The 26,562-nt window shown below is 47.2% G+C and carries 24 protein-coding genes; 19 read left to right on the plus strand and 5 right to left on the minus strand.

What is annotated here, in order from left to right:
- The first annotated feature begins 38 nt into the window (after positions 1-38).
- On the plus strand, positions 39-1,184 hold the full coding sequence (locus C4S60_RS13710) for a patatin-like phospholipase family protein (protein WP_425275132.1): 1,146 nt from the start codon (positions 39-41) through the stop codon (positions 1,182-1,184).
- A gap of 57 nt (positions 1,185-1,241) precedes the next feature.
- On the opposite strand, the gene C4S60_RS13715 is transcribed toward C4S60_RS13710, so the two are convergent.
- Positions 1,242-1,994 carry a YciK family oxidoreductase gene (locus C4S60_RS13715; RefSeq protein ID WP_103880927.1) on the minus strand — a complete coding sequence of 251 codons (753 nt, stop codon included), beginning with the start codon at positions 1,992-1,994 and terminating at the stop codon, positions 1,242-1,244.
- 87 nt (positions 1,995-2,081) lie between these two features.
- Here C4S60_RS13715 and sohB point away from each other — a divergent pair, with 87 nt between their 5' ends.
- The 7 genes from sohB (at position 2,082) to pyrF (ending at position 8,753) form a co-directional block, all read left to right on the plus strand.
- A complete protein-coding gene (sohB, locus tag C4S60_RS13720; RefSeq protein WP_103880928.1) occupies positions 2,082-3,143 on the plus strand; it encodes a protease SohB in 1,062 nt (353 codons plus the stop codon).
- Positions 3,144-3,319: 176 nt separating this feature from the next.
- Complete coding sequence (cmk, locus tag C4S60_RS13725; RefSeq protein WP_103880929.1) at positions 3,320-4,000, plus strand: (d)CMP kinase; 681 nt, start codon at positions 3,320-3,322, stop codon at positions 3,998-4,000.
- Between the two features lie 136 nt (positions 4,001-4,136).
- Positions 4,137-5,807: a 30S ribosomal protein S1 gene (gene rpsA, locus C4S60_RS13730; RefSeq protein WP_103880930.1), complete on the plus strand. Its 1,671-nt coding sequence runs from the start codon at positions 4,137-4,139 to the stop codon at positions 5,805-5,807.
- 182 nt (positions 5,808-5,989) lie between these two features.
- The gene (gene ihfB, locus C4S60_RS13735; RefSeq protein WP_103880931.1) at positions 5,990-6,274 is read left to right on the plus strand and encodes an integration host factor subunit beta; all 285 of its coding nucleotides are present in this window, start codon (positions 5,990-5,992) and stop codon (positions 6,272-6,274) included.
- 220 nt (positions 6,275-6,494) lie between these two features.
- Positions 6,495-6,776: a LapA family protein gene (locus C4S60_RS13740; protein WP_103880932.1), complete on the plus strand. Its 282-nt coding sequence runs from the start codon at positions 6,495-6,497 to the stop codon at positions 6,774-6,776.
- A 28-nt stretch (positions 6,777-6,804) separates the two neighbouring features.
- Complete coding sequence (lapB, locus tag C4S60_RS13745) at positions 6,805-7,974, plus strand: lipopolysaccharide assembly protein LapB (protein ID WP_103880933.1); 1,170 nt, start codon at positions 6,805-6,807, stop codon at positions 7,972-7,974.
- 83 nt (positions 7,975-8,057) lie between these two features.
- Positions 8,058-8,753: an orotidine-5'-phosphate decarboxylase gene (gene pyrF / locus C4S60_RS13750; RefSeq protein ID WP_103880934.1), complete on the plus strand. Its 696-nt coding sequence runs from the start codon at positions 8,058-8,060 to the stop codon at positions 8,751-8,753.
- Positions 8,754-8,837: 84 nt separating this feature from the next.
- Here the strand turns inward: pyrF and miaE are convergent, their stop codons facing one another.
- Both miaE and C4S60_RS13760 read right to left on the minus strand, forming a co-directional pair.
- Positions 8,838-9,608, minus strand: a complete 771-nt coding sequence (miaE, locus tag C4S60_RS13755; protein WP_103880935.1) for a tRNA isopentenyl-2-thiomethyl-A-37 hydroxylase MiaE — start codon at positions 9,606-9,608, stop codon at positions 8,838-8,840.
- 65 nt (positions 9,609-9,673) lie between these two features.
- Positions 9,674-10,435: a DNA repair protein gene (locus C4S60_RS13760; protein ID WP_103880936.1), complete on the minus strand. Its 762-nt coding sequence runs from the start codon at positions 10,433-10,435 to the stop codon at positions 9,674-9,676.
- 263 nt (positions 10,436-10,698) lie between these two features.
- On the opposite strand from C4S60_RS13760, the gene cysB reads away from it, so the two are divergent.
- Both cysB and C4S60_RS13770 read left to right on the plus strand, forming a co-directional pair.
- Complete coding sequence (cysB, locus tag C4S60_RS13765; RefSeq protein ID WP_103880937.1) at positions 10,699-11,673, plus strand: HTH-type transcriptional regulator CysB; 975 nt, start codon at positions 10,699-10,701, stop codon at positions 11,671-11,673.
- 78 nt (positions 11,674-11,751) lie between these two features.
- Positions 11,752-12,951 carry a methyltransferase gene (locus C4S60_RS13770; RefSeq protein WP_103880938.1) on the plus strand — a complete coding sequence of 400 codons (1,200 nt, stop codon included), beginning with the start codon at positions 11,752-11,754 and terminating at the stop codon, positions 12,949-12,951.
- A 61-nt stretch (positions 12,952-13,012) separates the two neighbouring features.
- On the opposite strand, the gene ald is transcribed toward C4S60_RS13770, so the two are convergent.
- Complete coding sequence (gene ald / locus C4S60_RS13775) at positions 13,013-14,137, minus strand: alanine dehydrogenase (RefSeq protein WP_103880939.1); 1,125 nt, start codon at positions 14,135-14,137, stop codon at positions 13,013-13,015.
- Positions 14,138-14,293: 156 nt separating this feature from the next.
- Here ald and lrp point away from each other — a divergent pair, with 156 nt between their 5' ends.
- From lrp to serS, 5 genes are all read left to right on the plus strand, one after another.
- On the plus strand, positions 14,294-14,788 hold the full coding sequence (gene lrp, locus C4S60_RS13780) for a leucine-responsive transcriptional regulator Lrp (protein ID WP_004734558.1): 495 nt from the start codon (positions 14,294-14,296) through the stop codon (positions 14,786-14,788).
- 161 nt (positions 14,789-14,949) lie between these two features.
- Positions 14,950-17,985 (plus strand): DNA translocase FtsK 4TM domain-containing protein, encoded by a 3,036-nt coding sequence (locus C4S60_RS13785; RefSeq protein ID WP_103880940.1) that lies wholly within the window; start codon positions 14,950-14,952, stop codon positions 17,983-17,985.
- Positions 17,986-18,003: 18 nt separating this feature from the next.
- Positions 18,004-18,600, plus strand: a complete 597-nt coding sequence (lolA, locus tag C4S60_RS13790; protein ID WP_103880941.1) for an outer membrane lipoprotein periplasmic chaperone LolA — start codon at positions 18,004-18,006, stop codon at positions 18,598-18,600.
- Positions 18,601-18,608: 8 nt separating this feature from the next.
- Positions 18,609-19,958: a replication-associated recombination protein A gene (locus C4S60_RS13795; protein ID WP_103880942.1), complete on the plus strand. Its 1,350-nt coding sequence runs from the start codon at positions 18,609-18,611 to the stop codon at positions 19,956-19,958.
- Positions 19,959-20,061: 103 nt separating this feature from the next.
- Entirely contained in the window at positions 20,062-21,369 is a 1,308-nt protein-coding gene (gene serS / locus C4S60_RS13800; protein ID WP_103880943.1) for a serine--tRNA ligase, read from the plus strand.
- Positions 21,370-21,438: 69 nt separating this feature from the next.
- Here the strand turns inward: serS and bioA are convergent, their stop codons facing one another.
- Complete coding sequence (gene bioA / locus C4S60_RS13805) at positions 21,439-22,722, minus strand: adenosylmethionine--8-amino-7-oxononanoate transaminase (RefSeq protein ID WP_103880944.1); 1,284 nt, start codon at positions 22,720-22,722, stop codon at positions 21,439-21,441.
- Between the two features lie 120 nt (positions 22,723-22,842).
- On the opposite strand from bioA, the gene bioB reads away from it, so the two are divergent.
- The 4 genes from bioB to bioD are packed head-to-tail and all read left to right on the plus strand — an operon-like array spanning position 22,843 to position 26,517.
- The gene (gene bioB, locus C4S60_RS13810) at positions 22,843-23,895 is read left to right on the plus strand and encodes a biotin synthase BioB (RefSeq protein ID WP_103880945.1); all 1,053 of its coding nucleotides are present in this window, start codon (positions 22,843-22,845) and stop codon (positions 23,893-23,895) included.
- Positions 23,879-25,033, plus strand: a complete 1,155-nt coding sequence (locus tag C4S60_RS13815; protein WP_103880946.1) for an 8-amino-7-oxononanoate synthase — start codon at positions 23,879-23,881, stop codon at positions 25,031-25,033. The genes bioB and C4S60_RS13815 overlap by 17 nt, the downstream gene beginning before the upstream one ends.
- Entirely contained in the window at positions 25,034-25,837 is an 804-nt protein-coding gene (bioC, locus tag C4S60_RS13820; RefSeq protein WP_103880947.1) for a malonyl-ACP O-methyltransferase BioC, read from the plus strand. It begins immediately after the preceding gene.
- Entirely contained in the window at positions 25,834-26,517 is a 684-nt protein-coding gene (gene bioD, locus C4S60_RS13825) for a dethiobiotin synthase (RefSeq protein WP_103880948.1), read from the plus strand. The genes bioC and bioD overlap by 4 nt, the downstream gene beginning before the upstream one ends.
- The last annotated feature ends 45 nt before the right edge of the window (positions 26,518-26,562 follow it).

The following is a 26,562-nucleotide window of genomic DNA, read 5'->3' on the forward strand; positions in this document are numbered from 1 at the left end:
AAAGTATTAAGTGGCAACGAAATCCGGAGTGAATGGACGTGTTCAACCAAAAAGAGAAGTACTCGTTGATTGTACAGGGCGGAGGCCAGAAAGGGGCGTTTGCCGCTGGCGTGCTGGATAAGTTTATCGACGTGGGGTTTGACCCATTTTCTTTATATATTGGCACCTCCGCGGGTGCTCTGAATGTATCATCATTCGTGACGAAACAAAGAGGGCTCGGGCTCGATTTTATTCTGAACTACACCACCCGTGAGCGTTTCTTTGATCTCAATAAGTTCATTCAAAAACAGCAGCCTATGGATTTGGACTGGGCCTTTGAGTTTGTGAACAGTGGTGAGTTTCCGCTAGATATAGCGCAGGGTAAAGCCAACCTGGGGGCGGACAGAGTAGCGCTTGCCTGCATTACCGATGTCGAGGAGCTCAAGGATTATTACTACCCTATCTTCGCGGATAACTGGTTTGATGTGCTCAAAGCAACCTGTGCCATTCCCATGCTCTATTATCACGACATCGAATTTGATGGTAAGAAATGGGTAGACGGTGGGGTTTCTGCCACTATCCCGGTCGAAGAGTCGTATCGTCGTGGCATCAATAACATGGTGGTGATCAGTACGATTCCGGAGCAGAAAGCGAAGCCCGTTGCCTCATCGGCAATCAGAGAGTCTCTCGATAAATGGAAAAAAGAGCTCGAGGAGGGATTGGATATGCACCTCCATCATTTGAAGGTATCAGGCACAACAGAGAGGCTGGTGGAGTTTCAAAAGCAGTTTTCCGACAAACTTAATGCAATGAAACTGGATTATCAAAGGCTCACCGGACCGCGACTGGAGTCTTATCGGGAGCAATATAAAACACTCACAGCACAAAAGCTTAACCTGTCAAACTGGCTTTCTGAGAAGGACAAATTGACCCATTTGATCGATGTTCAGAATAAGCGCATTCCATTTAGCCGAAACGGGACACGTCATCTGGACATGTTGGTGTCACATTATGCAAATCATGCCGAGGTTGAGCAATTTCTTCTTTCTCCGCCGGATGACGTCAATCTTTGGCATATTCAGCCTCAACACGAGTTGTCATCAAAAGGACTATTGAGCCAGAAAGATCAGATCCTTGAAGACTATGAGCATGGCTTTGCCAAGGCCGGGGATTTTTTAACTCAGCACTACAACCTTATTAAGTGACATAAAAAAACCGTCGTTGTCTTAAAGACAACGACGGTTTAATCGAAGCCTGAGAAATTACTTCACGATGCGTTTAGGCTGAGCATCAATACACTGCCCATTTATTTCAGTGACGCTCGGATCCATCAGGTGTAGGTACAATGGGATAATATCTTTCGGTGTTTTCAACGAGTTCGCGTCTTCGCCCGGGTAAGCTTTTTCTCGCATACGGGTGCGTGTTGCGCCTGGATTAATGGCATTCACACGGATAGCGGTATCGCTGAGTTCATCCGCCAGGATTTGCATCATTCCTTCAACGGCGAATTTAGAAATCGCATACGTTCCCCAAAAAGCACGACCGGAATGACCGACGGTTGAAGACGTGAAAATCACCCGACCAGCATCGGATTTCTTCAGTGCTGGCAGTAAAGCCTGAGTCATCAAAAATTCGGCTTTGACATTAATTTGCATGACATCATCGAACGTCTCTTCGTCGATTTGGTCGAAGGGGCTCAATGTGCCGAGAACACCGGCGTTATGAAGAATGCCGTCGAGGCGACCAAACTGTCCTTCGATGGTTTCTGCCATGTCGACATAATTTTGTTTGGTTGCCCCTTTCAAATCCAGCGGGATGATCGCAGGCAGTGGGTAGCCTTTGCTCTCAATCTCATCGTAGATAAGCTCGAGGTTTTTCACATTACGGCCAAGTAAAATGACCGTCGCACCATGCTCGGCGTAACTTAAAGCTGCTTGGCGACCAATACCGGCACCAGCGCCTGTGACTAGAATGACTTTACCTTGTAGCGCCTCAGGAGCGGTTGAATATTCCACTGAACACTTCCTTAGTTTTGAATAATTCTTGGTAATCGTGACAAGTTAGTTACAATACACTAATTCGTTGTTCAGGGGATTAAGACATTGGAATTTTTATTAGATTACGGATTGTTTTTAGCCAAGATCGTGACTGTGGTCGTAGCGATAGTTGCTTTGTTGGTTATTGCAAAATCAGTGGGTGGTCGCTCTGGTGGAGCGAAAGGTGAATTAGAGATCACCAACCTGACAGAACAACACAAACAGACGGTGGAACAGTTAGAGCATCATCTGCATGATGATGCGTTTATCAAAGCACGCGATAAAGCTGAGAAGAAAGCGGAAAAAGAAAAGACCAAACTGCGTGAGAAAGAGATCAAGAAAGCTTCGAAAGAGGGTGAGCTTGATAGTAAGCGAGAGCCGCATTTGTTTGTACTTGACTTCAACGGCAGTATAGATGCAAAAGAGGTCGCATCACTGCGTGAAGAAGTGACGGCGATTCTGGCGGTGGCCAGAGAAGGCGACGAGGTGTTGGTTCGTCTTGAATCTGGTGGTGGTATGGTTCATGCCTATGGTTTGGCCTCTTCTCAGCTTGACCGAATTAAGGCGGCAAACCTGCCACTGACTATTGCTGTTGACAAAATCGCGGCAAGCGGTGGCTACATGATGGCCTGTATTGCCGATAAAATTGTTTCGGCACCGTTTGCTGTGGTGGGCTCGATTGGCGTCATCGCTCAGATCCCGAACTTCAATAAACTTCTGAAGAAGAACGACATTGAATTTGAGCAACTGACGGCAGGAGAGTACAAGCGTACTTTGACCATGTTTGGTGAAAACACAGACAAAGCCCGAGAGAAATTCAAACAAGAGCTCGAAGAGACTCATGGCCTGTTCAAAGACTTCATTCGTCAACACCGCCCTGAACTGGATCTTGATAAAGTGGCAACGGGTGAACACTGGTTTGGTACTCAGGCAAAAGAGTTGGGGCTGGTGGATGAGATCAAAGCTTCGGATGATATTGTCACCGAGGCCTGCAAAGACAAAACGGTCCTTTCTATCCATTATGTACAGAAGAAAAAACTCACCGATAAACTGGCGGGTGTCGCTGGTGATGCCGCAGACAATGTGCTGATGAAACTGATCGATAGAGGTCAGCGACCTATTGTTTGATTGAGTTGACAGAATGCGCGCCGGCACAGGAATGTGTCGGCGTTTTTTTGTTTGGAACCCAGTAAAGAAAATGGCATCTTGTGACTAATGGGTATATAATTCTGCGCCGTAAAATTAAGAACAAAAATGGGTTGGACCTGAGTGGTTGAGCTCATAAAGACAACGTGGAGTAAAACATGTCCTCAAACACACCAGTGATTACTGTGGATGGACCAAGTGGTGCTGGCAAAGGCACGCTGTGTATGTTGCTGGCTGAAAAATTAGGCTATCACTTACTGGATTCTGGGGCGATTTACCGCGTTTTAGCATTGGCTGCCATTCACCACGGTGTCGATCTGGAATCAGAAGATGCGCTCGTCCCATTGGCGATGCATCTTGATGTGCAATTCATCGCCGAAGGTGATTTGGTCAAAGTGGTTCTTGAAGGCGAAGACGTGTCCGGCGAATTGCGTAAAGAAGAAACCGGAAATGCGGCATCCAAAATTGCCGCACTGCCTCGAGTCAGAGAGGCGTTGTTACGTCGTCAGCGTGCATTTAATGTCGAACCAGGCTTAGTAGCCGATGGTCGTGATATGGGGACGGTCGTGTTCCCTGAAGCGCCGGTGAAAATCTTCCTGGACGCAAGTGCTGAAGAAAGAGCGCAAAGGCGTTTTAAGCAGTTGCAACTAAAGGGTTTAGATGTTAGATTTGACGACCTTTTGAGCGAGATCGAGGAACGAGACTACCGAGATCGCAACCGAGCGGTTGCCCCTCTTCGTCCGGCCGATGACGCTCTGGTGCTTGATTCAACCTCGCTTAACATCGAGCAAGTGTTGGAAAAAGCGCTACAATATATCGAATCTAAACTCACTAAGTAGCCTCTAGTAGGCACTGCTTTTAGTAGATACAGCTTGGTGGGCTTTGAACCGTTGGTCGCAAGGATGATGACCGACTAAATTATCAACCCCATGCGGTAGGATACCCATGGCCGTTTAATTAATTGAAGATTAAATAATGACTGAATCTTTTGCTCAACTCTTTGAAGAGTTTCTAAACGAAACAGAATTCCAACAAGGCAGCATCGTTAAAGGTACTGTAGTAGCTATCGAGAACGGTTTCGTTCTTGTTGACGCTGGTCTTAAGTCTGAATCTGCTATCCCTGCTGAACAGTTCAAGAACGCTGCTGGCGAACTTGAAGTTGAAGTTGGCGCTGAAGTAGACGTAGCTCTAGACGCTGTTGAAGACGGTTTCGGTGAGACTCAACTTTCTCGTGAGAAAGCGAAGCGTCACGAAGCTTGGATCGTTCTTGAGAAAGCTTACGAAGAAGCTGAAACTGTTGTTGGTATCATCAACGGTAAAGTTAAAGGCGGTTTCACTGTTGAACTAAACGGTATCCGTGCTTTCCTTCCTGGTTCTCTTGTTGACGTGCGTCCAATCCGTGACACTGCTCACCTAGAAAACAAAGAGCTAGAGTTCAAAGTTATCAAGCTAGACCAGAAGCGTAACAACGTTGTTGTTTCTCGTCGTGCTGTTATCGAATCTGAAAACAGCGTTGAGCGTGACGAACTTCTTGAGACTCTACAAGAAGGTACTGAAGTTAAAGGTATCGTTAAGAACCTTACTGACTACGGTGCATTCGTTGACCTTGGCGGTGTTGACGGTCTTCTACACATCACTGACATGGCGTGGAAGCGTGTTAAGCACCCATCTGAGATCGTTAACGTTGGTGACGAGATCCTAGTTAAAGTTCTTAAGTTCGACCGTGAGCGTACTCGCGTATCACTAGGTCTTAAGCAGCTAGGTGAAGATCCATGGGTAGCAATCGCTAAGCGTTACCCAGAAGGTCACAAGCTAACTGGTCGCGTAACTAACCTAACTGACTACGGCTGCTTCGTTGAAATCGAAGAAGGCGTTGAAGGTCTAGTACACGTTTCTGAAATGGATTGGACTAACAAGAACATCCACCCATCTAAAGTTGTTAATGTTGGCGACGAAGTTGAGGTTATGGTTCTTGATATCGACGAAGAACGTCGTCGTATCTCTCTAGGTCTGAAACAGTGTAAAGCTAACCCATGGCAGTCATTCGCAGAAATGCAAGCTAAGGGCGACAAAGTTACTGGTAAGATCAAGTCTATCACTGACTTTGGTATCTTCATCGGTCTAGAAGGCGGCATCGACGGTCTAGTTCACCTATCTGACATTTCTTGGAATGTTGCTGGTGAAGAAGCAGTTCGTGAGTACAAGAAAGGTGACGAGATCTCTGCAGTTGTTCTAGCAGTAGACGCTGAGCGTGAGCGTATCTCTCTAGGCGTTAAGCAAATGGAAAATGACCCATTCAATGCTTACGTTGCAGACACTAAGAAAGGTACTCTAGTTAACGGTACTGTTACTGCTGTTGACGCGAAAGGTGCTACTATCGAACTAGAAGAAGGTGTAGAAGGTTACATCCGTGCTTCTGAAGTATCACGTGACCGCGTTGAAGATGCGTCTCTAATCCTAAGCGTTGGCGACAGCGTTGAAGCGAAGTTCACAGGTGTTGACCGTAAGAACCGCGTAATCAACCTATCTGTTAAAGCTAAGGACGAAGCTGAAGAGCAAGAAGCAATGGCTTCACTGAACAAGCAAGATGAAGGCGCGTTCGGTAATGCTATGGCTGACGCATTCAAAGCTGCTAAAGGCGAATAATTTACGCCATTAGAGAAAAAGGAGCCGTAAGGCTCCTTTTTTTTGTTTTTATCTTTGCGAATTTTAGACTATTATCAATTTATACAGGCAGTTAGTGCACTGTTGCTGTAAAATGAAAAAAACACCAACTAGTAACTGATAACAAAGATACTGAAGCTAAAGAGTAACGAGGGTACCTACCTATGACTAAGTCTGAACTGATAGAAAGACTCTGCGCGGAGCAAACTCATTTATCCGCAAAGGAAATTGAAGATGCGGTAAAAGATATTCTGGAACATATGGCCTCTACATTAGAGGGTGGTGACCGTATTGAGATCCGTGGTTTTGGTAGTTTCTCACTTCATTACCGTGAACCACGTGTTGGTCGTAACCCTAAGACTGGTGATAAAGTGGAGTTAGACGGTAAATACGTCCCTCACTTTAAACCTGGCAAAGAGCTACGCGAGCGCGTAAACGAAAGCATGTAGTCACTCGTTAATCGAAGAAGCGGCATACTAATTAGTGTGCCGTTTTGTTTTGTACTGTGAAATACGCACAACAGAAGAGAACCTCCGCGCTAAAACGGGTACAGAGTAGTCTATATACTCTATTTTTGGATATCTTTAACAAGATTATTGTTAGAGGGCATGGTACGCGATTCTAATTTACTGCATAATCGTAGCTATCCAATAACTGTGGTAAAAACGCATGAAGATTATAAAAATAGTTTTACTGATAGTACTTTTTCTAGTGACTCTGGCACTGGGTTCTCAAAACCAAGAAGTCGTAACTTTTAACTACTTACTGGCTCAGGGGGAATTCCATCTTTCCACCCTATTGGGCAGTGTTTTTGTTGTTGGCTTTGTCATTTCTTGGATTATATTTGGTAGCTTACATCTGAAGTCTCAGCTTACGGTACGTAAACTGAAAAAACAGTTGGCTAAGCAAACATCTTCGGATTCAAAAGCAGTTGCTAGCACCGATAGCTAGTCTGAAAGGGTTAAGGTCGACATACTAAATGCTTGAGCTATTATTCCTGCTTTTGCCCATCGCAGCAGCCTATGGATGGTACATGGGACAGCGAAGCGCAAAGCAAGATCGACAAGAGCAATCGCATCAAATCTCTCGTCAGTATATGACGGGCCTTAACCTATTGCTTTCCGACCAGTCTGATAAGGCGGTCGATCACTTCATTGAATTGCTCCAGGTGGACAACGAAACCGTTGATACGCATCTGGCTCTGGGTAATCTGTTTCGTTCTCGCGGGGAAGTGGACAGAGCCATCAGAATTCACCAAAACCTCATCTCTCGATCCGGCTTAACAATAGACCAGAAAAACCTCGCCCTGCAGCAACTCGCTAAAGATTATATGGTCTCTGGCTTTCTTGATCGTGCTGAAAAGATATTTGTTCAGCTCGTTGATGAGCCTGCGCATCGTGAAGGTGCACTCACCCAATTGCTTGCGATCTATCAGCAAACGAGCGAGTGGCACAAAGCGATAGAGTACGCCACTGCACTGCAGAAGATGGGCAAAAAGCGGGTGAAGAGCAATATTGCTCATTTTTGGTGTGAGCTGGCTATGATCGAAAAAGCGGATGGTAACACCAACAAAGCCATCTCGAACTTCAAAAAAGCACTGAGTGTTGACCCTAAATGTGCACGCGCCAACATCTCACTGGGTAAACTTTATTTAGAAAATGAAGACTACGCTAAGACCATTGCGTATCTTGAGTCGGTATTGGAACAAGACAAAGATTTTGTCAGTGAAGTATTACCAACACTGGCAGAATGCTACCATCATCTGGGGCAGGAGCAGGGACTGGTAGAGTTTTTGCGCGCCAGTATCGAGAAAGGGGCCGGAGTGTCAGCCGAATTGATGCTTGCTCAGCTTGTGGCTCAGCATGAGGGGACCGATTCCGCACAGGCATTATTGACCAGACAATTGGTCAGAAGTCCGACGATGAAAGGCTTTTATCGCTTGATGGATTACCATTTGGCGAATGCGGAAGAAGGGCGTGCGAAAGAAAGTTTGACCACGTTGCAGTCATTAGTTGGTGAACAGCTTAAAACCAAGCCACACTATCGGTGTCGTAAATGTGGTTTTTCAACGCATTCATTATATTGGCATTGTCCTTCATGCAAAGGATGGGGTACGATCAAGCCTATCCGAGGACTGGACGGTGAGTAGTCGCCAGTCAGCTAGAATTATTTAATGCAGCACTTATGTGCTGCTTTTTTTGAGTAAAACCCAACCTACAACAAGGAGCGAAAATGATTGACCAAAAAGTGATTGTTGCACTGGACTATGATAACCAAGCCGATGCATTAGCTTTTGTCGATAGAATTGACCCTAGCTCTTGCCGACTGAAAGTGGGCAAAGAGATGTTCACACTATTTGGTCCTGAGTTCGTTCGAGAGCTGCATAAACGTGGCTTCTCAGTGTTTCTAGATCTTAAATTTCACGATATTCCAAACACCTGCTCGAAAGCTGTTCGCGCAGCAGCGGAAATGGGGGTATGGATGGTGAACGTTCATGCCAGTGGTGGTGAGCGTATGATGACTGCATCGCGAGAGATCCTTGAGCCCTATGGTAAAGATCGACCACTGCTTATTGGTGTGACGGTGTTGACCAGTATGGAGCAATCCGATCTGGCGGGTATCGGCATCAATGTTGAGCCACAAGAGCATGTGCTGCGTTTGGCCAATCTGACAAAAAATGCAGGCCTCGATGGCGTGGTATGTTCGGCTCAAGAGTCCGGAATGCTTAAGGCGGAACTGGGTCAGGCGTTTAAGTTGGTGACTCCGGGTATTCGCCCGGCTGGCGCTGCGGTGGGTGACCAAAAACGTATCATGACACCAGATATGGCGATTCAGGCGGGCTCTGACTACCTTGTGATTGGTCGCCCAATTACTCAAGCAGAAAACCCAGCTCAGGTTCTGGCAGACATCAATGCATCTCTGCGTTAAACCAAATCGCTAAGCCAATAAAACGAAAAGAGCCAATGTCTTTATAAGATGTTGGCTCTTTTTCAAGTCGCTAGCTAAATGGACCTAAGCTGGTATTCCACTGTGGAATTTAAAGTCCCTGTCTGGTGTTGAAATGAGCTCAGCTTCAATCTTACCAAAGTAGGTCACGCGTTCGCGAATATCCTGCCCTGCAACTTGTTCAGCAAGAGACAGATAGTCCTGATAATGACGTGCCTCAGAGCGTAGCAAAGAGACGTAGAATTTGGCGATATCATCGTCCATGTGCGGCGCTAACCTGGCAAAACGTTCACAAGAGCGAGCTTCGATATAAGCACCGATAATGAGCTTATCAACCAGAGTATTGGGCTCATAAGTGGCCATTTGGGATAGCAAGCCTTTTGCGTATCGACCAGCGGGGATCGGGTGATAGCCTATCTTGCGCTGTTCCATGATCTCCAGTACCTGATAAAAGTGATGCAATTCTTCTTTGATGAGCAGTACCATCTTATCGATGAGATCCTGGCTGTAAGGTGAGTCTGACTTGGCAATGATAGATTTTGAGATATTGCTCTTACCGCGCAGAGTTTCCATATTTCCAACTCTACGGTATGCGAAGTCTTCGTAAGGCTTAAACCAGTCAAATAGTACCGTTGCACTCTCTTGATCGACGGCGTATTTGCGTATCAGATACATAGCAGACTGGCCTGCTTTGAGTTCACACAATAAGTGATCGATGAGAATGGTCGGCAAGTTTTCCGGTTTCTTCGCTTCCTGCACCCACTCGTCGGGGGTTGAGCACTGAAGAAACTGGTTAATAGGCGATAAAATAGATTCGATTTGCGTTGGACTGATCATTGTAATTTTTTCGTTGAGCTAATTGAAAAAGGCCGCTGATGCGACCTTTTTTAAACACTGGTATGTTACCACTTTTTCTTTTCACCAAACAGAGCGTTGATATCGTCGTCTCGCTCGCTATTGGCTTGCTGCTGTTTCTCTTCTGCTTTTGCCTGTCTTGAGTTTTGCAGTTGGTCGAGCATTTCTGATAGTTTGTCTTTGGCGTGTATCGAATAGTTGTCGTTTTTAGTGCTGAGTGCGTCGATGCCTTTTTTCAGCAGTTGTGCCGCTGTACCAGGTTGCCCCTTTGACATAGATTCATGGGCGCGTTTCACCACATTTTCGATATTGATGCGGATTTGGATAGTTTCAAGACGCGCATTCTCGATCATATATGACTGCGTATCCATCTTCCCTTTGTTATGCTCGGTGCGCACAGTGTCACGCAGGCGTTTGACCAACTTCAGCATAATAATAGCCTGTTTATCGCTGGTAGGGACTTTAAAGGAAGTTGCTTCGGTTCCCTCATAGTTATCAAGAAGTTGCTCAATCTGATGTTTAGCAGCTTCAATTCGCTGAGAGAGGTGTTTATTTTTTGGGTCAAGCTCCTGCATATTGATCAGGGCGTCAAGAATGCGGTTGTGAAGGCATAGCATCAGTTCTTTGCTGTATGGCAGATAACTGGCCCCGCTGATGAGTTCTTCAGTGGCATCGATAAGCGCTACGTAACGCGCAGACTCCTGTCGTCGGGTTGCTTCTGCTTTGAGTTTGTACTGCAACATGATGTTGTAACCCAAAATCAAAACCAGTAATAGAGCAACGAGCGCAATGATCAAACCAATATTCATAACTTTTTGTATCTACTATGAGTTTCCCTTCAATTCGTTAAACAGGATACACCAAAGAGAAAAGCATCAACACAGCAAAGTTGCCGAATCGGTCATAATCTGGGAAAAAGCAAAGATTTTTTGTCTTAGTGAGTGTTCTGCAAATAATTAGTGGTCAAAAAAACTGTTAATCTTTCTAGTAATTCGTTATAACTAATAATTATATGCTTGTTTTGAGCAGCGAATCGCTCATACGCAATCTTGACAGGGATGATGAGAAGCCGATGAAGTTACAGCAGTTAAAATACATTGTCGAAGTACTGAACCATAACCTGAACGTATCGGCTACAGCAGAGAGTCTTTATACGTCACAACCGGGTATTAGTAAACAAGTTCGTTTGCTGGAAGATGAGCTAGGCATTCAAATTTTTGAGCGCAGTGGCAAACACCTCACACAGGTGACGACGGCAGGGGAAGACATCATTCGCATCTCTCAAGAGATTCTGTCACGGGTTGAGAGTATCAAAGCGGTGGCGGGTGAGCATACACACCCGGAAATGGGCACACTCAACATTTCCACCACTCACACTCAGGCGCGCTACGCATTGCCTGAGGTCATTAAAGGGTTTACCGCGCGTTACCCGAAAGTATCACTGCACATGCATCAGGGTACGCCATCGCAAATGTCGGAGGCCATCGCCAAAGGCACCGCCAATTTTGCTATTGCGACCGAAGCGCTTCACCTGTATCAGGATGCCATCATGCTGCCTTGTTACCACTGGAATCGTTCGATTGTTGTTCCTAAGGATCATCCGTTGGCACAAAAAGATCGGGTAACTATCGAGGACCTGGCGGCTTACTCTCTGGTTACCTACGTGTTCGGCTTTACTGGGCGTTCTGAGTTAGACACTGCGTTTAATAAAGTGGGGCTTACGCCGAAAGTGGTGTTTACCGCAACCGACGCGGATGTCATTAAAACCTATGTCAGAATGGGGATCGGTGTTGGTGTGATTGCAAGTATGGCCATGGACGTATCACAGGACACCGATTTAGTTGCGATTGACGCAAGCCATATCTTCGGTGCCAGCACCACAAGTATCGGTTTTAGAAAAGGAACATTCCTGCGCTCGTATATGTATGATTTTATGGAGCGATTTGCGCCTCACTTGACCCGCCCTGTTGTAGAGCAGGCCATTTCTCTCAAGTCGAACGCAGAGATCGAAGAAATGTTTAAAGACATTGAGCTTCCGGTTCGCTGACACAAAACCCTTCCGTTGTTAGTCACTTCCTCCTACAATCGGTGCCGGTAACGTACAGCATCGTACTAGGGGGAACTGATGCGCCAGTCATTCGCGCAAATTACATCTATTGTTTCGCAATATCAGCACTACTGGAGACAAGACCCATTTCATCAGGTTGTCTCTCAGCAAATTCAATGGCGTCAGGAAAATCCGGCTCTGTATCAATGGCTGCAAACGTTGACGGCGTCAGACATCGCTTCCCTTAAGGAAAATCTTGCGCAATGTGTGACGCAGCTAGAGCCATTTCTTCCCGGCATCATTGCACTGCATCAAAGCATTCAGCTAGCAACGGTTGAGCAAACTGATGTGACCGCTTTGCCTCGTGGACTGGATTCCGGGATCCCGGGACGCAAGCTAGAACAAATCAAACAAATGAGCAGCGCCTGCCTGCACCACCACCACGGTAATGAATGGTTAGAGTGGTGTTCAGGAAAAGGTTTTCTGGGCAGACTGTTAGCCGCTCAGTCCGGACAGAAGGTGACCAGTTTTGAATATCAGCAAGCCCTTTGTGAAGCGGGTCAGATAGAGGCCGACAAACGTGCTTTACCAATGACTTTTGTGCAGGGAGATGCGTTCAGTGACGAGGCAAATCACGTCTTTAATGGCAGACAACACGCTGTTGCGCTTCATGCTTGTGGCGACCTCCATATTGAGTTAATTCAATATTCGGTCAAGCATCAATTGTCGGCGCTGACCTTGTCCCCTTGCTGTTATCACCTGATACGAGGTAATGAGTATCAGCCTCTTTCAAAGGCAGCGCGAGCAACCCATTTCCCTCTCAGTAAACAGGAGTTGCGTATTCCGTTACAAGAGACGGTGACGGGAGGAGAGCGTGTCCGACGTCATCGCGAACAAGAGATGGTGTTCCGTCTGGGGTTCGATGCCTTATGTCGGGAAAACCATCTTTGTGAAGGCTATATGCCGGTTCCGAGCCTTAAAAAATCACAACTGTCCGATGGATTTCGGGCCCTCTGTGAGTGGGCAGCGGCTAATAAGTCACTATCACTTCCAGATGTGAATTTTGATCACTATGAACGCTTGGGGTATGAAAGGTATTGGCAGATGGAAGCACTGAGCCTGGTTCAAGGGGTGTTTCGCCGACCGTTAGAGGTCTGGCTTGCTATGGATAAGGTGCTGTACCTGGAGGAGCAAGGTTACCAAGTCCGATTGACGACATTTTGTGATAGTCAAACTACACCAAGAAATTTGCTCATTCACGCCAGCTATAAGCAATAAAAAAACGGGCTCAATGCCCGTTTTTTACTGTGCGTCTTTGATATTGATGCTTACGTGATGCTTAGTTGAACATCGCGATCGCAGTAGCTGGGTCTACGTATTCCAGATCAAAGCTCTCAGCGACTTCTTTGCAGGTAACCTTACCGTGAATTACGTTCAGACCATCCATGAAGCCCTTGTCTTCGCTCAGAGCCTGCTGATAGCCTTTGTTCGCCAGCTTGATGATGTATGGCAGGGTTGCGTTGTTCAGCGCAAACGTCGAGGTTCGGGCGACAGCGCCAGGCATGTTTGCAACGCAGTAGTGTACGACGTCATCGACGATGTAAGTCGGATCTGCGTGTGTGGTTGCGTGTGAGGTTTCAAAGCAACCACCCTGGTCAATCGCCACATCAACGACAGCCGCGCCAGGCTTCATTTTCGCAATGTGCTCTTTTGTGACCAGCTTAGGTGCAGCAGCACCTGGAACCAAAACAGCACCGATAACAAGATCTGCTTCTAGAACATGCTTCTCTAGTGCGTCTGCTGTAGAATAAACTACTTTTGCGCGACCCTGGAATTCTTCATCCAAAACGCGTAATGTATCAATACTGCGGTCAAGGATTGTGACGTCGGCACGCATACCAACAGCCATGCGAGCTGCGTTAGACCCAACTACGCCACCACCGATGACAACGACTTTCGCTGGTTCTACGCCAGGTACGCCACCTAGAAGTAGACCACGGCCACCGTTGGACTTTTCGAGTGTTTGTGCACCAGCTTGTATAGACATTCGCCCAGCGACTTCAGACATTGGTGCTAATAGTGGCAAGCGACCCATATTATCTGTTACAGTCTCATAAGCAATGCAGACAGCTTTGCTCTTGATTAGCTCTTCAGTTTGTGGAAAATCTGGTGCTAGGTGTAGATACGTGAATAAAATTTGTCCTTCACGTAGCATAGCACGCTCGACAGCTTGAGGTTCTTTGACCTTTACAATCATCTCTGCTTTCGCGAATACGTCAGCAGCGGTAGGAAGAATGGATGCGCCTACAGCGATGTAATCATCGTCTGAAAAACCGATACCAACGCCAGCGTTAGTTTCTACGTAAACTTCATGGCCGTTTGAGATTAGCTCTCGAACGCTTGCTGGAACCATACCAACACGGTATTCGTGGTTTTTAATTTCCTTAGGTACGCCAATGATCATCCTGACTCCTCATTATATTGTGGTTGTATTGTCTGTTTGTAGGGTGTTATTGTCGAATTACGTCCTAGTATAGAAGCTAATTAACAAAATTTGATACTGAATATTACAGAGTTGTAGTATATTTTTTTGCAAGGAAGTAACAAGGTGGAATAAAAAATGGCAGACAACTATAAGAAGCCGTCCAAGGAACTAGACCGAATCGATCGCAATATTCTTAATGAATTGCAGAAAGATGGTCGCATCTCAAACGTAGAACTCTCTAAACGTGTAGGACTATCTCCAACACCGTGTCTAGAGCGTGTTCGTCGTCTTGAGAGACAGGGATATATTACGGGCTATACTGCTCTTCTTAATCCTCAATATTTAGATGCGTCACTACTTGTGTTCGTAGAGATTACATTGAACCGTGGTGCGCCGGATGTGTTTGAGCAGTTCAACACTGCGGTACAAAAACTGGATGACATTCAAGAGTGTCATCTCGTTTCTGGTGATTTCGACTATCTTTTGAAAACAAGGGTGTCGGATATGGGTGCTTATCGTAAACTTCTTGGGGATACCTTACTTCGTCTGCCGGGGGTCAACGACACTCGCACTTACGTAGTAATGGAAGAAGTGAAGCAAACCAACCAGCTTGTGATCAAAACCCGCTAAACTGTTGTTACAGTAAGTCTTACAGGAAGTTGACTAAAGTTATGAAAATCCATGCTTTATTCACAACCTGGATTGGGTTTTAATCCTTGATGTGGTTAAATCAATGAATACACCGAGCGGCTTTTGCCGCTCGGGCTGTTTTCAATAATTAGATGTTGGTTATGTTCAAACAGGACAAGAAAAGAGTCGAAACGATTATTAAGACGAGCGAAGAGCAAGAAGCGCTTCGCCTAAACGGATTTCAACGGTTGAGAGAGTGTTGCTTTATCTTGGCTGTACTCACGTCCATTCTATTGGCTGTCGCACTGTTCACTTTTAACCCTGCTGATCCTTCCTGGTCTCAAACTTCATGGGGTGGAGACATTCAGAATGCAGGCGGCATTGTCGGTGCGTGGTTAGCGGACACACTATTTTTCGTTTTTGGCTCTCTGGCCTATCCCATTCCATTTCTTGTTGCCTTCAGTGCCTGGGTGTTTTTCCGCTCTCGGGACGAAGACGACGAGATCGATCTGATGATTTGGGGGACCCGTATTCTTGGGTTGGCCGTCCTGATTTTAACCAGTTGCGGTTTGGCAGACATCAACTTTGATGATATCTGGTATTTTTCCTCCGGCGGAGTGATTGGCGATGTACTAACCAGTCTTTCGCTGCCTACGTTGAATGTATTGGGAACGACCATTGTATTACTTTTCCTCTGGGGAGCCGGTTTCACTTTATTGACGGGCGTTTCCTGGCTTAGCATCGTCGAGTGGATCGGTGACAGTGTGTTGTCGATGTCTGCGACTGTGGTCAATAAGTTGCGTGGTTCTCAAGAGGAGGTCTATGAACCGGTTCTGGCGCAGCCAGAGCGAGAGCAGGAGGCGGCAGACGATTTGCCTAGCTTCTCAGCCAACCCGAATGATTCGACACCAGTGAAAGCGGAACCAGTGGTTAAGAAGCAATACAATATTCATCTACCAGATAAGGCGGCAGAGTCAGTAGCGCCATCAGAGCAAAACTATGACCCGCTGTTTGCTCAGGAAATTCCAGTCACCGAAGATCGAGTTGAACCAACTTTTGACCTGTCTGCCGAGCAAACTCCAGTGAATCAGGCCGATCCGGTTTCTGAGTTTTATGCCGAGCCGCCGCAACCACTTCAAATGCGCAACGACCAGCGCGAGTCAACGGAATCAACGCAAGAGCCACAGACAGAACGCACACGTCAACTTGGTGCCACGATTGAAGAGCTGGAAATGGCGGCAAGATCGAGCAATGACTTTGCAAGCCAGGAAAGTGAAGAAGAGATAATACCATCTACTGCGCCAACTGCTCATACCTTAAGTACGGTTGAAGCGTCGCACGGCACGGGACCTGAGCTTCAGAATACGTTGGACTCACTGCCTTGGGAAGAAGTAGAGACCCCGTCAACAGAACCATTTAACGCAGATTCACTCCAGAATGAGGCGGACACAACAGTGTCTTCCTCGAGCGAACTAGGCAGTCTTGATGACATAGAAGTTGAGCTGTCTCGCTCTCATATTGAACCCACTATCGATTTAGATGCGTTCGACAACGAGACACCGATGACTCATGAAGCAACCTATTCAGAGCCTGTCGACGAGGACGTTGAAGCGTTTCAGACTATGGTGGCGGATGCGCAAAAAGCACAGCTGGCGAAAATGAATCCGTTCCTGGTTCAGCAAGAGCAGAATCTGCCCAAACCGACTGAACCTATGCCGACGTTGGAACTGCTGTATCATCCAGAGAAACGAGAAAATTTTATTGATCGTGAAGCGTTGGAAAACATCGCTCGTCTTGTAGAAGCCAAACTTGCTGATTACAAGATTAAAGCGGAAGTGGTCGATATTTTCCCTGGGCCAGTGATTACGCGTTTTGAACTCGATCTTGCGCCTGGTGTCAAAGTCAGTCGTATCTCTGGATTATCGATGGATCTGGCACGTTCACTTTCGGCAATGGCCGTTCGTGTGGTAGAGGTGATTCCTGGTAAACCCTATGTGGGGCTCGAGTTGCCTAACATGACTCGCCAAACCGTGTTTTTCTCAGATGTGGTGGGCAGCCAGGTGTTTGTCGATGCCAAGTCGCCAACGACTGTGGTTCTGGGTCAGGACATTGCCGGAGATGCGGTGGTGGCCGATCTGGCAAAAATGCCTCACGTACTGGTAGCGGGTACCACTGGCTCAGGTAAGTCGGTAGGTGTCAACGTCATGATTTTGAGTATGCTTTACAAATCGACGCCAGAAGACGTGCGCTTCATCATGATTGACCCGAAAATGTTGGAGCTTTCTGTTTACGAAGGCATCCCTCATTTGCTTTCTGAAGTTGTCACCGACATGAAGGATGCTTCCAATGCACTACGCTGGTGTGTGGGAGAAATGGAGCGTCGTTACAAACTGATGTCTGCTCTGGGTGTGCGTAATATTAAGGGCTTTAACGATAAGCTCAAAATGGCCGCCGAGGCCGGACATCCCATCCATGATCCGCTTTGGCAGGAAGGGGACAGTATGGATCCCGAACCGCCACTACTGGAGAAATTGCCGTACATTGTGGTCGTGGTGGATGAATTTGCTGATCTGATGATGGTCGTCGGTAAGAAAGTTGAGGAACTGATCGCCCGTCTTGCTCAGAAAGCTCGTGCTGCGGGTATTCACCTTATTCTGGCCACACAGCGTCCTTCGGTGGACGTCATTACCGGTCTGATTAAAGCAAACATTCCAACTCGCGTGGCGTTTACGGTATCCACCAAAACAGACTCGAGAACAATTCTTGACCAAGGCGGAGCAGAGTCACTGCTTGGAATGGGTGATATGCTATATCTGCCACCGGGTTCAAGTCATACCATTCGTGTTCACGGTGCGTTTGCTTCCGATGATGATGTACACGCGGTGGTGAACAACTGGAAAGCACGGGGTAAACCGAATTATATCGAAGAGATCACCAATGGAGAGCAGTCCCCAGAAACACTTCTTCCAGGAGAGAAAATGGAAGGGGATGAAGAGATGGATCCGCTGTTTGATCAGGTCGTTGAACATGTCGTGCAATCGCGTCGAGGCTCCGTTTCTGGTGTTCAGAGGCGTTTCAAGATTGGTTATAACCGAGCCGCGCGAATTGTTGAGCAATTAGAAGCTCAGGGTATTGTGAGTGCGCCGGGGCATAATGGTAACCGAGAGGTTCTTGCGCCGGCTCCCCCTAAAGATTAATAAGCTTGAGGAGAAAGTATGAAGAAGTGGTTGATGTTGGCTTTTCTGAGCTGTTCCGCTTTAGCAACGCCACAGAAAGAGCTGAGTGACAGGCTGCAGTTAAACGATGGTTTCAGCGCTACTTTTACTCAAGAAGTTACCAGTCCTGATGGTGATATGGTGATGGAAGGCGAGGGCAATGTAGAAATTTCGCGCCCAAGTATGTTTCGCTGGGTAACGACGATGCCGGATGAAAATGTCCTGGTATCCGATGGTAAAAACCTTTGGTACTACAGTCCGTTCATTGAACAGGTAAGTATTTACTATCAGGAGCAAGCCACTGAGCAGACACCTTTTGTGTTGCTGACCCGCAATCGCGCCAGTGATTGGGACAACTACAGTGTGAATCAACAAGGCGATATCTTCACTCTGATTCCAACGGCAGTAGACTCTACTCAGGGTCAGTTCCAGATCAATATCGACAGCAAAGGTATTGTGCATGGCTTTAATGTGATTGAACAGGATGGTCAGAAAGGTACGTTTGTGTTTGACAATATTAAGGTGGGCAAGCCAAGCGCTGACCGATTCACCTTTATGATTCCTGAGGGTGTCGAGATCGACGACCAAAGAAACTAGGAGATTGCGTGAGTAATTTCAGTTTTGACTTTTCAGGGGACGAAGATTTTCGTCCCCTTGCTGCTAGAATGCGCCCGGAAACGGTTGAGCAGTACATCGGCCAACAGCATATTCTGGCTCCGGGCAAACCGCTCAGACGAGCTCTAGAGGCGGGGCAATTACACTCCATGATTTTGTGGGGCCCTCCGGGCACCGGAAAAACAACGCTTGCGGAAGTGGCAGCGAATTATGCCAATGCCGAAGTGGAGCGGGTTTCTGCGGTGACTTCCGGGGTAAAAGACATTCGCGCCGCTATTGAAAGAGCACGTGAAAACAAACTGGCTGGTAAAAGAACCATTCTATTTGTCGATGAGGTGCATCGTTTCAATAAGAGCCAACAGGATGCGTTCCTGCCTCATATTGAGGATGGTACGGTTACCTTTATTGGAGCGACGACTGAAAACCCTTCGTTCGAGCTGAATAATGCTTTGCTATCCAGAGCAAGGGTGTACAAACTGACCTCGCTTGATAAGTCGGACATCCTCCAAGTACTGGAGCAAGCTAAAAACGACCAGCAACGCGGCTTGGGTTTGCTAACGGCTCGTTTCCACGACAATGTTCTTGAGCGATTGGCTGAACTCGTTAATGGTGATGCTCGAATGTCACTTAATTATCTCGAGCTTCTTTACGATATGGCTGAAGACAACGAGCAGGGAGAAAAAGACATCACCTTGTCGCTGTTGGCAGAAGTCGCGGGTGAGAAGGTTAATCGCTTCGATAACAAGGGTGATATTTGGTATGACCTGATCTCGGCAGTACATAAGTCGATTCGCGGCTCAAACCCGGATGCGGCATTGTACTGGTCTGCTCGTATGATAGCCGCCGGTTGCGATCCTCTGTATATTGCACGCCGCTTATTGGCTATAGCGTCAGAAGATGTTGGTAACGCTGATCCAAGGGCAATGCAGGTGGCTTTGTCTGCGTGGGACTGCTTTACCCGTGTCGGTCCTGCAGAAGGTGAACGAGCGATTGCGCAGGCGATCGTTTATCTGGCATGTGCGCCAAAAAGTAACGCTGTGTATACCGCTTGGAAGCAAGCCCTTACTGATGCACACAATTTGCCTGAGTACGAGGTGCCGCATCATTTGCGAAATGCTCCGACTTCTTTGATGAAAGATATGGGATATGGCGCTGAGTATCGTTATGCCCATGATGAGCCGGGTGCGTACGCGGCGGGGGAGCGATATTTGCCCCCTGAGATGGCCGGAACTCGCTACTATCAACCAACAAATCGCGGGCTTGAAACCAAAATTGGCGAAAAGTTAGATTATCTGGCGGATTTAGACGCAAAAAGCCCACAAAAGCGCTATGAAAAGTAGTGGCTTTTCGTTATCTTTATCCGGTTAACAAATCAATATCTACAACTGGTTGGAAAGTAATCAGTTGTAGAGTTATTCACAACTAAAAAGCATAGGATTGGCAATGCTGGATTCTAAATTACTTCGTACAGAGCTGGATGATACAGCTGAAAAATTAGCGCGTCGTGGCTTTAAGCTAGACGTAGAAACTATCCGTAAACTTGAAGAACAACGTAAGTCCATTCAAGTAGAAGTTGAGAATTTACAATCCACGCGTAACTCCATTTCTAAGCAGATCGGCCAAAAGATGGCTGCAGGCGACAAAGAAGGCGCTGAAGAGATCAAAAAGCAGATCGGTACACTAGGTAGCGATCTTGAAGCGAAGAAAGAAGAGCTAACGACGGTAATGGCTCAACTTGAAGATATCACACTATCCGTTCCTAACTTGCCTGCGGATGACGTTCCTCAAGGTAAAGATGAGAACGATAACGTTGAAATTTCACGTTGGGGTGAGCCTAAGTCTTACAACTTCGAAGTGAAAGACCACGTGGATCTTGGCGAAATGGGCGACGGTCTTGATTTCGCAAGCGCGACTAAGATCACAGGTGCGCGTTTCATCGTAATGAAAGGTCAATTTGCTCGTCTTCACCGTGCCATTGCTCAGTTCATGCTAGACCTTCACACCGAAGAGCATGGCTATACGGAAATGTATGTTCCTTATCTGGTGAATGCGGATAGCCTGTTCGGTACTGGTCAGCTACCGAAGTTTGGTAAAGACCTTTTCCATACTGAACCTCTGACGGAAAAAGCCAGTGATGAAGAGCCACGTAAACTGTCTCTTATCCCGACGGCAGAAGTGCCGGTAACGAATCTGGTGCGTGACACCATCTCTGAAGAGGCGGACTTGCCACTTAAGATGACAGCGCATACTCCGTGTTTCCGTTCTGAAGCAGGTTCTTATGGTCGTGATACTCGCGGTCTGATTCGTATGCACCAGTTCGACAAAGTGGAACTGGTTCAAATCACGAAACCAGAAGATTCAATGGATGCGCTAGAAGAACTGACAGGTCACGCTGAAAAAGTACTTCAGCTACTTGAGCTACCGTACCGTAAAGTCGTACTGTGTACTGGCGATATGGGCTTTGGTGCTCGTAAGACTTACGATCTTGAAGTCTGGGTACCAGCGCAGGAGACGTACCGTGAGATTTCTTCTTGCTCAAACATGTGGGACTTCCAGGCTCGTCGTATGCAAGCGCGTTTCCGCCGTAAAGGTGAGAAGAAACCTGAACTAGTGCATACTCTAAACGGTTCTGGTCTGGCAGTTGGCCGTACTATGGTTGCCATCCTTGAGAACAACCAAGAGGCAGATGGCCGCATCGCAATTCCTACGGCACTTCAGAAGTACATGGGTGGCGCGACACACATCGGTTAATACGCTGCATTAAAGCGTAACCAGTAAGAAAGGACTCAGGTCCTAGGCTCTATGGCCTAGGACCTTTTTTTAGCTTTTAACAAAGCACTCGGGTTTGTCGAGTGCACTGGAAATCGAGCTGACCAATTGTTGTATATGCTCTGGTTGGCTAATGTAGGGTGGCATCATATAGATGAGTTTGCCAAAAGGACGAATCCACACGCCATGATCAACAAAGTGTTTCTGGATGACTTCCATGTTCACGGGCGTCTTGGTTTCAACCACACCAATGGCACCAAGCCAGCGTACATTTTCTACTTGCTGGTGGTCACCTAACGTCGGCAATAACTCGGCAAAAAGCATTTCTATATTGGCAACCTGTTGCTGCCAATGACCATCGGCAATGAGATCCAAACTTGCCGATGCTACCGCGCAGGCAAGCGGGTTACCCATAAAGGTGGGGCCGTGCATAAAGCATCCCGCTTCTCCGCCACATACCGTATCCGCAACGTGCTTAGTGGTCAATGTGGCTGCCAAAGTCATGTACCCCCCAGTCAGGGCTTTTCCTACACACATAATGTCGGGTTGGATATCGGCATGCTCACACGCAAATAGTTTGCCAGTACGTCCGAAACCAGTCGCGATTTCATCTGCGATCAGCAATACGCCATAGTGATCACACAGCTCCCTGACCCTTTTAAGGAAGGTCGGATGGTATAGCCTCATCCCACCGGCCCCTTGTACTATCGGCTCCAGAATAACCGCGGCAATGTCTGAGTGATGCTGGGCCATTTTCGAACTGAAATCGTCTACGTCACTCTCATCCCATTGTTCCCAGAAGCCCACGCTTGGGGAGTCCGCAAAGATATGCTCGGGTAAAAAGCCTTTGTACAGGCTGTGCATTGAGTTGTTCGGATCCGTCACTGACATGGCGGCAAACGTATCGCCATGATAACCGTGACGCAGAGTAAGAAATTTCGGCCTACTCTGACCTTTTGCATGCCAGTACTGTAATGCCATTTTTAAACTGACCTCAACAGCAACGGAGCCTGAGTCGGCCAGAAATATCTGTTCAAGATTACTGGGGGTAAGTTGTAAAAGGCGCTTACAGACATCAATAGCAGGCTGATGAGTAATACCACCAAACATCACATGGGACATTTTCTCACTCTGTTCGCGTAAAGCGGTATTGAGTGTTGGGTGGTTGTAGCCGTGAATCGCCGACCACCATGAAGACATGCCATCAACAATTTCAGGCCCGTCCTTCAGTTTAAGATAGACCCCATTAGCCTCAGTCACCGGATAGCAATGCAGTGGGTTGATGGTCGAGGTGTAAGGGTGCCAGATATGTTTTCGATCAAACTCTAAATCCATGAAGATGCTCTGATTAAAAAATAACCAAGTGTAAACTTGTGTTTGTGGTCGGTGTTGACAGTGTACTGCTTGTCGGTACACTAGCCAAGACTAATTATAAAGTGAGCAAAGGATTAATCAGTGGAAGTACGACACAACTGGACCCATGCCGAAGTGCAAGAGTTGATGAACAAACCCTTCATGGATTTATTGTTTGAAGCGCAACTAGTGCACCGCAAACATCAGCAACACAACCATGTTCAAGTAAGCACGTTACTCTCAATCAAGACAGGCGCGTGCCCTGAAGATTGTAAGTACTGTCCACAGAGCGCACGCTATAAAACAGATGTTGAGTCTGAGCGATTGATGGAAGTTGAACGAGTGTTGGATGCTGCGAAGAAAGCGAAGGATGCTGGTTCAACGCGTTTCTGTATGGGGGCAGCCTGGAAGAATCCAAAAGAGCGTGATATGCCATTGCTCACCGACATGATCAAAGGTGTCAAAGGAATGGGACTGGAGACGTGCATGACTTTGGGGATGTTAACGCCGGATCAAGCGAGTCATCTTGCGGAAGCCGGTTTGGACTACTACAACCACAATTTAGATACCTCTCCTGAGTTCTATGGGAACATTATTACCACCCGCACTTATCAGGATCGACTTGATACATTGAGCCATGTTCGCGATGCGGGCATGAAAATCTGCTCGGGCGGGATCATTGGTATGGGCGAAAGCGCCAATGACCGCGCTGGGTTGCTCATGGAACTGGCCAACTTACCGGTTCAGCCTGAAAGCGTGCCAATCAATATGTTGGTCAAGGTCAAAGGGACACCTCTGGAGGAAGTGGATGACGTCGATCCGTTCGACTTTATTCGCCTTATTGCGATTGCGCGTATTATGATGCCTGAGTCAGCCGTTCGTTTATCCGCGGGACGTGAGAATATGAATGAACAGATGCAAGCTCTTTGTTTCATGGCAGGTGCGAACTCGATTTTCTATGGTTGTAAGCTGCTGACTACGCCAAATCCGGATGAAGATACGGATTTGCAACTGTTTAAGAAATTGGGAATCAACCGTGAGGAAACGTCGCAAAAGCCGGATGAAATTCAGGAAAATGAATTACTTGATCAGGTTGCGACACGGGTAGCCGCTCGACCAAGCCAAGATGATCTGTTCTATGACGCAACGGTTTAACGAGCGAGTTTCTGCGGCGTTGCTGGCGAGACAACAAAGCGAATTGTTGCGTTCTGTACACATACTGGAAAATGGAAATCGGTCGACGTTTCAAAAAGGCGAGGAGCAGTTTGTGAACTTCTCGTCCAATGACTACCTCGGCTTAGCATCTAGCGACGAATTGAAAGATGCCTATCAAACAGGGATCAGTCTTTTTGGTGTGGGCAGTGGTGCTTCGCCATTGGTGACCGGATATTCCGCGCAGCATGAATCGTTAAAGTCAGAGCTGACAGAGTGGCTGGGTTTTGAAGATGCACTGTTCTTTTCATCGGGCTTCTCCGCCAATCAGGCCGTGCTCTTTTCGTTGATGCACAAAGGTGATCTGCTATTGCAGGATCGCCTTAATCACGCTTCGTTAATGGAGGCGGGGAGTTTGTGTGATGCGGATATGCGCCGCTTTCGCCACAATGATCTCAAACACCTTCAATCGTTGATTAAATCGAATGTACCGGTATTGGCGGTGACAGAAAGCGTGTTCAGTATGGATGGTGATCAGTCAGATGTTGACGAATTTCTTGCTGTCTGTGGTGCATCCGGAACGATGTCAATGATCGATGATGCTCATGGGGTCGGCGTTATTGGCAAAGATGGCGCTGGCGTATCCGGGATATCTCAATATAAACCCGATATATTGATAGTTACCTTCGGAAAAGCTTTTGGTCTTAATGGTGCGGCGGTACTTTGCTCTAAAGATTTGGCCAATTACCTGACCCAGTTTGCTCGTCATTATATCTATTCTACCGCTTTCTCAGCCGCTCATGCTTACGCATTGAGTAAAGCGCTAAACATGATAAAGACTCAACACTGGCGTCGTGACAAATTAAATGAGCTGGCGTCAGTTTATGATGAGTCACTTGGTGCGTTGAGTGCTCATGTAACAACTGCGACGCCTATTAAGCCGTGGATCTTGGGGGAGACGAGCAAAGTTCAGGCGCTGTGTCATCGACTCAAGCAAAAGGGCATTTGGACAACGGCAATCCGCCCCCCAACGGTTCCTGATGGTAGCGCACGACTGCGCATTACACTGTCCGCATCTCACCAAAGGAGTGATGTGTTGGCACTCGCTTCTCAGTTAAAACGTTTCACGGAGGAAAGCTAAATGTCAGAAGTCTTAGCGAACTTGAATGATGTCGTTGTGAGTAAGCAGGCGATTTCTGCTGCTTTTGGCAGAGCTGCAGAGTGCTACGATCAGCATGCAGAGCTTCAGCGAAAGGTTGCAGATAAAGTCCTGGCAAAGCTGCCACAGAACCTGTCAGGTCTGACTGTACTCGATCTGGGGTGTGGGACGGGCTATTGTGCACAGCAACTTCTGGCGCGAGGAGCGAGTGTGGTATGTGCCGACATTTCTTCTGACATGCTGCAAGTAGCGAGGCGCCGTTGTGGCACGGAAAAGGTCAGTTATCAGTTGGCCGATGCCGAACGTTTACCTTTTGGCTCCAGAGCGTTTGACTATGTGGTGTCAAGTCTGGCTTTGCAATGGTGTGAGGACTTGGCGGTGCCATTGCGTGAAATGAAAAGAGTGACCAAGCCGGGCGGTGCTATTGTCTTCTCGTCGTTGGTGGATGGGTCGCTAAGGGAGCTGAAACAGGCCTGGAGTAAAATTGATGCATATCAACATGTAAACAACTTTACCTCGCTCAATCAGGTAAAAATTGCGTTAGCGCAATCTGGATGTCTGAACCATCAACTAGACTTGCCTGAAATTGTTATGTGGTATGGCACCGCACTTGGTTTGATGAAGGATTTAAAAGGCATTGGAGCCAATCACGTAGAAGGACGTTCTAAGGGGTTCACGGGCAAACGTGCACTTAGAATGCTTGAAATGGAATATCAAAAATACGCAAACCAAGACGGGTTGCTCCCCGCGAGTTATCAAATTTGTTTAGGGTCAGTTGCATTATGATGAAAGCACTATTTATTGCCGGTACGGATACTGAAGTTGGGAAAACCGTTGTATCAAAAGCGATATTAAGTGCGGTTGGTGCACAGGGGAAAAAGACCATTGGTTATAAACCAGTGGCGGCCGGTAGTGAAAAAACGGCACAAGGTTGGCGAAACTCGGATGCACTGCATTTGCAAGCTGCTGCCAATCAGGAAGTTGATTATGACTTAGTGAACCCTTATGCGTTATCACTTCCAGCCTCTCCTCACATTGCGGCATTGGCAGACAATGTAACGGTAGAATACGACAAGTTGTCAACGGTATTAGCACAGCATAAAGAAAACAGCGATTTTGTGTTGGTTGAGGGTGCCGGAGGTTGGCGAGTTCCTGTGTCTAAAGATGATTGTCTGTCTAGCTGGGTGAAACAAGAGAAATTGCCCGTCGTTCTGGTGGTCGGAATTAAACTCGGCTGTTTGAGTCATGCTATGTTGACGGCTGAGGTCATCAAAGCTGACGGTTTGGAGCTGGTAGGTTGGGTGGCAAACCGTGTGAATCCTGGCGTTGAACACTACGCAGAGATCATTGAAATGCTGGAAAATAACATTGATGCGCCGAAAGTAGGCGAAATTCCTTATGTTCCCGGCTGTAAGAAGCGAGATCTGGGCAAATACATTAATGTTGAGCTTCTGTCTCAGGCATAAAAGCAAAGGGCTGTCTAGAGACAGCCCTTTTTGATCTTGAATGAG

It is taken from the genome of Vibrio hangzhouensis (assembly GCF_900107935.1).
Taxonomy (GTDB): Bacteria; Pseudomonadota; Gammaproteobacteria; order Enterobacterales; family Vibrionaceae; genus Vibrio; species Vibrio hangzhouensis.